This window comes from Streptomyces durbertensis (genome assembly GCF_014156695.1).
In the GTDB taxonomy this organism is placed as follows: Bacteria; Actinomycetota; Actinomycetes; order Streptomycetales; family Streptomycetaceae; genus Streptomyces; species Streptomyces durbertensis.
The window spans coordinates 1-9,865 of record NZ_WMLF01000192.1; the positions used below are offsets into that span (position 1 = coordinate 1).

The window sequence follows — 9,865 nt, forward strand, 5'->3', positions numbered from 1 at the left end:
CCGCTCGGGCGGCCCAGCGGGACGCGCCCGAGCGGCGGGCGGTTCCGCGGCGGGCCGGCTCAGCGGCGGGCCCGGGCGGCGTCGCGGCGGGCGCGCAGCCGGTTCACCGTCACCGGGTCGTGCGCCAGCGCCGCCTCGTCGTCGAGCAGCGCGTTGAGCAGCTGGTAGTAGCGGGTCGGCGACATGCCCAGCTCCTCGCGGACCGCGCGCTCCTTGGCGCCGGGCCCCGACCAGCCGCGGCGTTCCATGGCCAGCACCGCCCGCTCGCGCTCGTCCAGCCCACCCGCCGGCGCCTCCGGCGGGTCGGAGCTGTTGTCGTCGTTCACGTTCCGCACGATAGGCCGTCGGCGCCGGCCGCGCGAGCGGGGTACCTCGCGGGGCGCGGCCTCAGCGGCGGGCGCGGGCCGCCGCCTCCTCCGTCTCGGCGCGGCGCTGGAGCGAGGTGAGCACGGCCTGCGGGTCAGTGCCCTTCTCCACCGCGCGGCCGATGGACTTCTTCACCTCCGCGCTGGTCGCCGCCCAGGAGACCTTGTTCACCGGGTAGAACTCGGCGGCGCCGAGCTGCTCGAGGAACGGCCACAGGTCCTTGTGCTTCTTGTCGTCCAGCATCTTCTCGGAGGCGGACGTGGTGACCGGCAGCAGGTCGTACCGGTCGGTGAAGGTGTAGTGCTGCTCGGTGCTGAAGACGAAGTCGAGGAAGGCGCCGATCTGTTCGCGGTGCCCGTTCTGCTTGAAGCCCATGATCCAGTCGGCGACGCCCATGGTGGCGCCGGCCTCGCCCTCGCGGCCGGGCAGCGGCGCGGTGCCGTAGTCGACCTTGCCCTTGGCCGCCTGCTGCATCAGCGTGGGGTGGCCGTTGAGCATGCCCACCTCGCCGCGGCTGAAGGCGTCGAAGAGCTGCTGGCGGTTGGTCTTGCCGGGGCTGCCCGGGCCGGTGAGGCCCTTGCCGACGAACTCGTCGCGCAGCCAGGTGAACGTCTTGACGTTCTCGTTGGAGTCGAGGGTGTAGGTGTTGACGTTGTCGGTGTAGCCGCCACCGCCGCTGAGCATCCACATCATCGACTCCGCCTGCGCCTCCTCCGGGCCGAGCGGCAGACCGTAGGGGTGCTTGACGCCGGCCGCGCGCAACGCCTCGGCGGCCGACTGGAGTTCGTCCCAGCTTGTCGGCGGCTTGGCCGGGTCGAGGCCGGCCTCGGTGAAGAGCGCCTTGTTGTAGAAGAGCAGGCGGGTGCTGCTGACGAACGGCAGTCCGTACTGGACGCGGCCGAGTTCGCCGGCCTGGGCGAGCGCCGGGATGATGTCGGCGTGCACGGGTATGGAGAGCAACTCCGAGGCGCTGTACAGCTTGTCGGAGGCGGCGTAGTCGGCGTACGCGCCGATCTGCGCGATGTCGGGGGCCTCGCCGGCCTTGACCATCTCGGCGACCTTGTCGTCGACCTCCTCCCAGCTGAGGACGGTGACGTCGACCTTGACGCCGTCGTGGCCGCCCTTCTCCTCGAAGGCGCGGACGAGGTCGTCCCAGTAGCCCTTGGAGCTGTTCGCCGAGCCGGGGGTGCCGTAGTCGGCGACGACGACCTTGAGCGTGACGTCACCGCCCGCCTTGCTGTCGTTGCCGCAACCCGCCGCGGACAGTCCGATGGCGCTGACCATGCCGAGAGCCGCCAGGCCCATGAACCGACGCCGCTGCACTTGTGATTCCGCCCCTTTTGCGTGACCTGTCTGGTTGCACGATATGACCGGGTGTCGAGCCTGTCGGACCCGACCCCTCCCAAGTCACGCCCGGTTGGGGATGACTCGCCCGTTTTGACCCGGGTGAACGGTCGCACGTACGCCCATTGTTCATACGCGTGTGAGGCCAGAGTTTCCAGTCGGACCTTCCGCCAGGTCTACACCAGGGCGGGTCTCACTTCGGCAACAACGACGTCTACGCAGGTCAGGCCGGTCGCCCCGCGGACCGACAGCTTCCGGCCAAGAGGTCTCCACCACCGACGGCGTTCCGCCGACCCCTCACCCGAGGGACCGGTAGCGACTCTGGAAGTAGAGCAGCGGCCGGCCCTCGACCACCGGCAGCGCGACCCGCAGGACCCGAGCGACGAGCAGCGTGTGGTCACCGGCGGCGACCCGCTGCTCGGTGCGGCACTCGATCTGGGCGAGCGCGTCGTCCACCAGCGGCGCGTCGGTGTACTCGCCGCGCCCGTGCGGCAGTTCGCGGAACAGCAGCCGGTCGCTCAGGCGCCCCTTCATGGCGAACCTTCCGGCCACCTGGCGCTGCGCGTCGGTGAGCAGCGAGGCCGCCCACAGCGGCTGCCGCTCCAGCAGTTCCTCCATCCGGGAGCCGGTGCGCACGCTGAGCAGCACCAGCGGCGGATCAAGCGAGACCGAGACGAACGCCGTCGCCGTCATACCGACGTCCTCGCCGCGCGGACCCTCCTCGGGGTCGTGCGCGGTGACCAGCACCACACCGCCGGCGAGTCTGGCCATGGCCGCCCTGAAGTGTTCCTCACTCACCCCTTCAGCATGGCCGCCCATCCCGGGCGCCCGCTCGCCGGGTCCCCGCACCGGCGGACGGGTCGATTCCGGTCGTTCACCGCCCACCGGGGTACGCACCGCGCGTCCACCAGTAGGATTCCCCTCCATGAAGAGCTTGTGACTTGAGTCACAGATGCTATTAATTGTTGACCCTGTGTACCGAGTGGGCAGCTCGCTGTGATTCAGTGGCCGTTGACACTCGTAAGGGTGACTCAGTGTGCGGTGACAGGGGGAGGCGATGGACACCGATTCCGAGCCGTACGTCCGCCTCACCACACTGCGTCGCCTTCACCAGTCGGTGGCGCGACTCAACACCGCCCGCAGTCTCGCCGACACCCTCCAGACCGTCGCCGACGGCGTGGTCACCGGACTCGGCTTCGAGCTGGCCGCCGTCAACCTCGTCCGCCAGGACGGCGACCTGGTGGTGGCCGCCGTCGGCGGCAGCGCGGCGGCGGAGGCGATGATGGCCGGCCGGGTCGGTTCCCGGGCCTCGTGGGAACGACGGCTCAGCATGGGCGAGGCGTGGGGCGAGCTGCGCTTCATCCCCTACAGCGACGGCTGGGTGCTCGACGAGGACGACGTGCCGCAGTGGCACACCGCCGGCCCGGCGCCGCGCTTCCCCGACGAGTGGCACCCGATGGACCGGCTGTACGCACCGATGTACACCTCCGACGGCGACCTGCTCGGCGTCATCTCCGTCGACAAGCCGCGCAACGGCCGACGCCCCGGGGCCTGGGGCCGCGAAGCCCTCCAGATGTACGCCTTCCAGGCCGCCATAGCGATCAGCAACGCCCGGCTGCGGTCCAACATGCAGCGCGCCCTGGTCCGCCTGGAGCGGGAGCAACAGGCACTGCGGGCCAGCGAGGAGAGCTTCCGTCAGGCCTTCGAGTACGCCCCGAGCGGCATGGCCATCGCCGAGATGGGCGGCGACGAGCAGGGCAGGCTGATCAAGACGAACGACGCGCTGTGCCGGCTGCTGGGCCGACCCGCCTCGGTGATGCAGCGCTACAGCTTCTCCGACCTCGTGCACCCGGAGGACGTCGGAACCCTGCTGCGCACCTCCGCCGAGGGCGGCCGGGCCGAGCTGCGGTTGGCCCGCCGGGACGGCTCCTACATCTGGGTGTCGCTGCGCAACTCGGTGGTCGCGGACACCGCCGACGGTCCGCGCTTCCTCCTCACCCACGTCGAGGACATAGAGGAACGCAAGCGCCACGAGCTGGCCCTCGCCCACCGCGCCAGCCACGACTCGCTGACCGGACTGCCCAACAGCGCTGAACTCCGCGCCCGGCTCAGCGCCCGGCTGTGCGAGCGGCCCGCGCCGCCGCCCGCCGAGCCGGTCGCCGCCTACGACCCGCACGAGTCGACGCACTCCTTCGTGATGGACGACTTCGGCCGCCCGGTCGGCCCGCTGGACGGCTACGACTACCACGAGCACCTGACGGTCCCGGAGACCGACGACCCGTCCGACAAGGGCCTCGCGGTGCTCTTCTGCGACCTGGACGGCTTCAAGTCCATCAACGACCGGTTCGGACACCACTGCGGGGACGCGGTCCTCCAGGAGGTCGCCCGCCGCCTGTCCGCGCAGGTCCGCGACAACGACACGGTCGCCAGGCTCGGTGGCGACGAGTTTGTGGTGCTCGCCGTCGGTCTCGGCCGCGCGGACGCGGCGGATCTGGCCGTCCGGTTGCGGAACGCCATCATTCCGCCGATTCGGGTGGACGGCCGCGCGGTGCGGGTGGGCGCCAGCTTCGGCATCGGCTGGGCGGCCTGCGGCATGACCGCCGAAGAGGTACTGCAATCCGCTGACCAGCGCATGTACGTCGAGAAGCGGTCGCGGGCCAAGGGCCACCGGCGCGCCGGCTGACCGCCGGAAGCGCCCTCGTGACGCCCCCGGCGCCCCGGGAACGCCCGTTGATCCGGGAGTCAAGCCGTCTCGTGACGTCGCCCGAACGGGGTAGGCTGCGCGGGGTCAGCCGTATGCGTAAGAGGAGAGCAGGGGATGACCGCCGGTAACCACGGTACGAACCCGCCGGAGGGCGACGACCCGTTCGGCTACCTGTACCGCTCGGAGGGCGGGGAGCCCGCCGAACAAGGCCAGCAGGCCGGCGTTCCCCGCACCTCGTACAACCAGGTCCGCGCCGTCGGTGAGCGCCGCTACGGCCAGCAGCGGCCGCAGCAGCCCGCCGGCCAGCCCGGCCCGAACGCCTACTACGCCGCCCCCGAGACCCAGCCCGGCGGCCTCGACGCGGCCCGCGCCTCCGGCGGCGGTGGCCACGGCCGCTCCGACGCGCCGCAGCCCCGCCGCCGCAACGGACTGCTGATCGGCGCGCTCGCCGTGGTCGCGGCCGTTGTCGTGGGCGTCGGCGCGGCCGTCGCCTTCAGCGACGACGACGGCAAGAAGGACCAGGGCCAGGAGCAGACGCCGCCCCCGGACAACGGCGGCGACGAACCGGACGAGCAGCCCGGCGACGAGCAGCCGGGCGACGAGGACAAGCCCACCAAGCTGCCCCGCGAGGACGCCTCCAGCCTGCGCCTGGACAACGGCCCGCAGGTCGGCGGCGACATCCCCGGCTCCCGCGCCCGCGACGGCAAGTACGTGCACGGCTTCGCCGAGGGCGCCGCCGTCACCTGGTCCACCGAGGTCGCCAAGGGCGGCGACTACACCGTCTTCCTCGGCTACAGCGTGCCCGGCAGGGACGCCGACAGCACCCTCACCGTCAACGGCGAGGCCCAGAGCCGGCCCGTGCGGATGAGCAACTTCGCGGGCGCCGGGAAGGACGACTGGGAGAAGGGCTGGACCAAGACCTACGCCTGGATCAGCCTCAAGGACGGCGCGAACGAGATCAAGGTCTCCTGCGAGTCCGGCAACACGTGCGAGTTCGCGCTCGACCAGGTCTGGCTCGTGGAGGGCCACGTCCGCTGAGCGGCCGGCGGCAGCGGGTCGACTTCCGTCAGACGCCGTCGAGCAGCCGCAGGTGGTTCGCCACCGTCTCGGCCATCGCCTCCCGACCCGGCCTGGTGTAGCGCCGCGGGTCCACCTCGTGTGGCGCGGCGGCCAGCGCCGCCCGGACGGCCGCCGTGTAGGCGACGTTCAGCGCCGTACCGACGTTGATCTTCCGCATCCCGGCGGCCACCGCCGCCCGCAGCTCCGCCTCCGGCACCCCGGAGGAGCCGTGCAGCACCAGCGGGACCGGCACCGCGTCCCGCAACCGCCTGATCAGCCCGTGGTCCAGCGCCGCGCTGCGCTCGGTCATCGCGTGACTGCTGCCGACCGCCACCGCCAACGCGTCCACCCCGGTCTCCGCGACGTAGGCGGCGGCCTCCGCCGGATCGGTACGGGCGCCGGGGGCGTGCGCGTCCAGCGGCGGCTCACCCTCCTTGCCGCCGACCCGGCCCAGCTCCGACTCCAGCCACACCCCGCGCGCGTGCGCCCACTCGACGGCCTGCGCGGTCACCCGCACGTTCTCCTCGTACGGTGACTTCGACGCGTCGAACATCACCGAGCTGAAGCCCGCCTCGGGCGCGGCCCGCAGCAGTTCCACCGACGTGACGTGGTCCAGATGCAGGGCGAGCGGCACCCGTGACTCCCGGATCACGCCGAGCGCCGCGGCCGCCAGCGGCCGCAGCCGCCCCTCGTGGTAGCGGACGGCGTTCTCCGATATCTGGAGCACCGCCGGCACGCCGGCCCGCTCCGCGCCCGCGGCCACCGCCTCGGCGTGCTCCAGGCTGATCACGTTGAAGGCGAACACCGCCGTGTTCTTCTCACGGGCGGTGCCGACGAGTTCGGCTGTGCTGACGAGCGACATCGGCGTCCTCTGTTCTTGTGCGGGAGGCGGCGGCCCGTCAGACCTCAGGCGGCGCCGCGCGGTTGCTCCTCCACGGCGACCCGGGGCAGGAGTTCTTCGGCGACCCCGGAGTCGAACTCCCCCGCGGTGCGGGCGGCGACCGTCGCCGCCGACAGCGCGACGGCCCGGGCCAGCACCGACGGCCAGTCGACGACCGACTTCGGGTCTGCCGGCTGCGTGGCGGCCGGCTTCGAGGCTGCCGGCTGCGGGGGCGCCGGCTCCGTGACGGCCGACTTCGGGTCTGTCGGCTTCGGGGGTGCCGGCTTCGGGAGTGCGGTGTCCAGCGAGCCGTCCGCCGGGCCGGGGGCGAGCGCGTCGAGGAGGACGGCGGCCACCGTGTCGCCGGCGCCCGTCGGGTTGCCGGCGATCCGCTTCGGCGGCCGGGCCCGCCACACGCCGTCCGGTGTGACCGCCAACAGGCCCTCCGCGCCCAGGGACACGACCACCGTGCCCGCGCCGCGGCGTCGCGCCTCACCCGCCGCCCGCAGCGGCTCCCGGCTGCCGGTGAGCGCGGCCAACTCGTCCAGGTTCGGCTTGACCAGCTCCGGGCGGGCGGCCAGCCCGCGCGCCAGCGGCTCCCCGCTGGTGTCCAGCAGCACCGGTACGCCCGCCGCCCGCGCCGCGCGGACCAGCGTCGCGTACCCGCCGACCGGCACGCCCGGCGGCAGGCTGCCGCACAGCGCGACCGCCTCCGCGTCCGCCAGCAACCGCTCGTAGTGGGACCGGAAGGCGGACCACTCCGCGGCGGTCACGGCCGGGCCGAGCTCGTTGAACTGGGTGGTGTCGCCGCCGGCGGTGTCGACGACGGCAACCGTGCGGCGGGTGTCCCCGGCGATCGGCAGCAGCGCGTCCACCACCGGCTCGGCGGCCAGCAGCTCCCGCAGCCTGGCGCCGGTCGCGCCGCCGCCGACAAAGCCGGTGACCACGGCCCGCCGCCCCGACGCGGCCAGCACCCGGGCCACGTTGACGCCCTTCCCGCCGGGGCGTTCCGCCGCGTCCCGCACCCGGTGCGTGCTGTGCGGGACAAGCCGGCGCACGGAATAGGTGACGTCCACAGCGGTGTTCAGTGTGACGGTCAGGATCACCGGGTTACTCCACCCCCTGCCGGGCAACGCCGTGCCCCCGATAGCGGTTCAGCCGAGCTGCGTCGGCCGGCGGGCGCCGACCGCGACCAGTGATCATGCCACCGGAACGGCCGTTCGGCGACCCCCCGGCACGGGACGGACCGCGGCCTTGGCCCGGCGCCGCCCGCCGGCGGTCACGCCGTCGGGTCCACCACCCACTCGCCCTTGCGCAGCACCCCGCGCACCCGCAGGTCCTCGTCCAACACCACCAGGTCGGCGTCGAGTCCCGGCAGGATCGCGCCGATCCGGTCCGACCTTCCCAGCAGCCGGGCCGGGGTCGTGGAGAGCGCCCGCACGGCGTCCTCGACCGGCAGCCCGTCGACGGTCACCGCGCGGCGCAGCGCGGTGTCGAGCGTGAGCGTGGAGCCGGCGATGGTGCCGTCCGCGAGCCGGGCCACGCCGTCCGACACCGTCACGTCCAGCGCGCCCAGCCGGTAGCTGCCGTCGCCGAAACCGGCGGCGTCCATCGCGTCCGTCACAAAGGCGACGCGGTCGACGCCCGCCGCGCGCACCGCCAACTCCAGCACCGCCGGGTGCAGATGGACGCCGTCGTTGATCAGCTCGACGGTGACGCGGTCGTCCTCCAGCAGCGCGGTCACCGGGCCGGGGGCGCGGTGCTGGAGCGCGGGCATCGCGTTGAACAGGTGGGTGGCGACGGTAGCGCCGGCCTCGATCGCCTCCCGCGTCTGGTCGTAGCCGGCGTCGGTGTGACCGACGGCGGCGATCACCCCGTGCTCGGCGAGCAGCCGCACGGAGCTGATGCCGCCGGGGAGTTCGGTGGCCAGCGTGCACATCACGGCCGTGCCGCGCGCGGCGTCCAGCAGCTTGCGGACGTCGGCCGGGTCGGGGTCGCGCAGCAGGTGCTCGGCGTGCGCGCCCTTGCGGCAGGGCGAGATGAACGGGCCCTCGAAGTGGACGCCGGCGAGGTCGCCCTGCTCCACCAGCTCCGACAGCAGCGACGCCTGCCGCGCCAGGTCGTCCAGCTCACCGGTCACCATGGAGCCGACCACGGTCGTCGAGCCGTGCTCGCGGTGCGTCCGGACACCGGTCAGCACGTCCTCGGCGCTGCCGGAGGTGAAGGAACCGCCGCCACCGCCGTGGTTGTGGATGTCGACGAAGCCGGGCACCAGCCAGTACCCGGTGAGGTCGTGCGCGGCCGGGTCGGCCGGGACCCGGTCGTGCGCGGCCGGGTCGGCCGTCGCGGACGCGGCGGCGTGTTCCGGTCCGGCGGGCGGCGGCGTCACCTCGGCGATCCTGCCCCCCTCGACCACCACGCGGCCACCGTCCAGAACACCCTCGGGCGTCACGACGCGGGCTCCGGCGAGCAGCAGGCGGCCGGACTCGGGCATCGGCGTCATGGGGTTGTTACCTCCACGGAGAGTAGGTCCCAGGCGAGGAGTCCCGCGCCCAGGCAGCCGGCGGCGTCCCCCAGCGCCGCGGGAACGATCGAGGGGAGCCGCTGGAAACGCACCCGGTCGGCGACCGCGTCCCGCAGCGGCCGGAAGAGCACGTCACCCGCCTCGGCGAGGCCGCCTCCGACGATCACCATGCGGGGGTCGAGCAGCCGCACGGCCGTGACCAGCCCGGCGGCAAGCGCGTCGACCGCGTCCGCCCACACGGCGGCGGCTCGCGGGTCACCGGCGGCGACCGCCCGGGCGGCGTCGGCCGCGCCGGCCGTCGGGTCGCCGGACGCGGCGGCCCAGGCGCGGCCGACCGCCGACGCGGACGCCAGCGCCTCCAGACAGCCGCGCGCGCCGCAGCCGCACAGGGGTCCGTCCGGCCGGACGATCACATGGCCGATCTCCCCGGCACCGCCGTGCGCCCCGGCCTCCACGCGGCCGTCGATGCCGATGGCGCCCGCGATGCCGGTGCCCAGCGGCACGAACAGGAAGCGGTCCACACCGGCGCCCGCGCCCAGCCGGCCCTCGGCGAGGCCGCCCGCCCGCACGTCGTGCCCCAGCGCCACCCGGACACCGGCCAGCCGCTCCTCCAGCAGGTCGCGCAGCGGCAGGTCGCGCCAGCCGAGGTTCGCCGCGTAGGCGACCTGGCCGTCGACCTCGTCGACGATCCCGGGCACCGCCACGCCCGCCGCGGCGGGCTCCTCTCCGTAGCGCTCGACGCCGACGCGCCGGAGTTCCGCTGCGAAGTCGAGCACGGCGGCGGTCACGGCCTGCGGACCGTCCTCACGGCGGGTCGGCCGGCGGGCCTGGTGCAGCAGCCCGCCGTCCGCCCCCATCAGGGCAGCCTTCATCCCGGTGCCGCCCACGTCGAGGGCGATGGCGTATCTCACGGGGCCAGTTTCGCCCGACGACCCTCGAAAGGTCTAGTCCACTCACGGAGGAGGTAGCGCGCCTCACTCCCCGCGCC

9 protein-coding genes are annotated in these 9,865 nt (G+C 73.7%); 2 read left to right on the forward strand and 7 right to left on the reverse strand.

The genetic code is table 11. The annotated features are described in order from the left end of the window. Positions 1-59 precede the first annotated feature (59 nt). The 3 genes from GL263_RS14440 to GL263_RS14450 all read right to left on the reverse strand — a co-directional run bounded on the left by GL263_RS14440 (position 60) and on the right by GL263_RS14450 (position 2,529). Complete coding sequence (locus GL263_RS14440; RefSeq protein WP_182856107.1) at positions 60-326, reverse strand: DUF3263 domain-containing protein; 267 nt, start codon at positions 324-326, stop codon at positions 60-62. Positions 327-387: 61 nt separating this feature from the next. Then, the gene (locus GL263_RS14445) at positions 388-1,689 is read right to left on the reverse strand and encodes an ABC transporter substrate-binding protein (protein WP_323379395.1); all 1,302 of its coding nucleotides are present in this window, start codon (positions 1,687-1,689) and stop codon (positions 388-390) included. A 318-nt stretch (positions 1,690-2,007) separates the two neighbouring features. Then, on the reverse strand, positions 2,008-2,529 hold the full coding sequence (locus tag GL263_RS14450; RefSeq protein WP_182856108.1) for a flavin reductase family protein: 522 nt from the start codon (positions 2,527-2,529) through the stop codon (positions 2,008-2,010). A gap of 238 nt (positions 2,530-2,767) precedes the next feature. Between GL263_RS14450 and cdgB the strand changes: the two genes are divergently transcribed. Together cdgB and GL263_RS14460 are read left to right on the forward strand one after the other, a co-directional pair. After that, entirely contained in the window at positions 2,768-4,393 is a 1,626-nt protein-coding gene (gene cdgB / locus GL263_RS14455; RefSeq protein ID WP_182856109.1) for a diguanylate cyclase CdgB, read from the forward strand. 135 nt (positions 4,394-4,528) lie between these two features. Then, entirely contained in the window at positions 4,529-5,452 is a 924-nt protein-coding gene (locus GL263_RS14460; protein WP_182856110.1) for a carbohydrate-binding protein, read from the forward strand. Between the two features lie 28 nt (positions 5,453-5,480). Here GL263_RS14460 and GL263_RS14465 read toward each other — a convergent pair whose 3' ends face one another. The 4 genes from GL263_RS14465 to GL263_RS14485 form a co-directional block, all read right to left on the reverse strand. Beyond that, a complete protein-coding gene (locus tag GL263_RS14465) occupies positions 5,481-6,335 on the reverse strand; it encodes a class II fructose-bisphosphate aldolase (protein WP_182856111.1) in 855 nt (284 codons plus the stop codon). Between the two features lie 44 nt (positions 6,336-6,379). Further along, positions 6,380-7,459, reverse strand: coding sequence for a 1-phosphofructokinase family hexose kinase (locus GL263_RS14475; protein WP_323379396.1), 1,080 nt, complete (start codon positions 7,457-7,459; stop codon positions 6,380-6,382). Positions 7,460-7,632: 173 nt separating this feature from the next. After that, positions 7,633-8,856, reverse strand: coding sequence for an N-acetylglucosamine-6-phosphate deacetylase (nagA, locus tag GL263_RS14480; RefSeq protein ID WP_438947957.1), 1,224 nt, complete (start codon positions 8,854-8,856; stop codon positions 7,633-7,635). After that, on the reverse strand, positions 8,853-9,788 hold the full coding sequence (locus GL263_RS14485; protein ID WP_182856112.1) for an ROK family protein: 936 nt from the start codon (positions 9,786-9,788) through the stop codon (positions 8,853-8,855). The genes nagA and GL263_RS14485 overlap by 4 nt, the downstream gene beginning before the upstream one ends. Between the last annotated feature and the right edge of the window lie 77 nt (positions 9,789-9,865).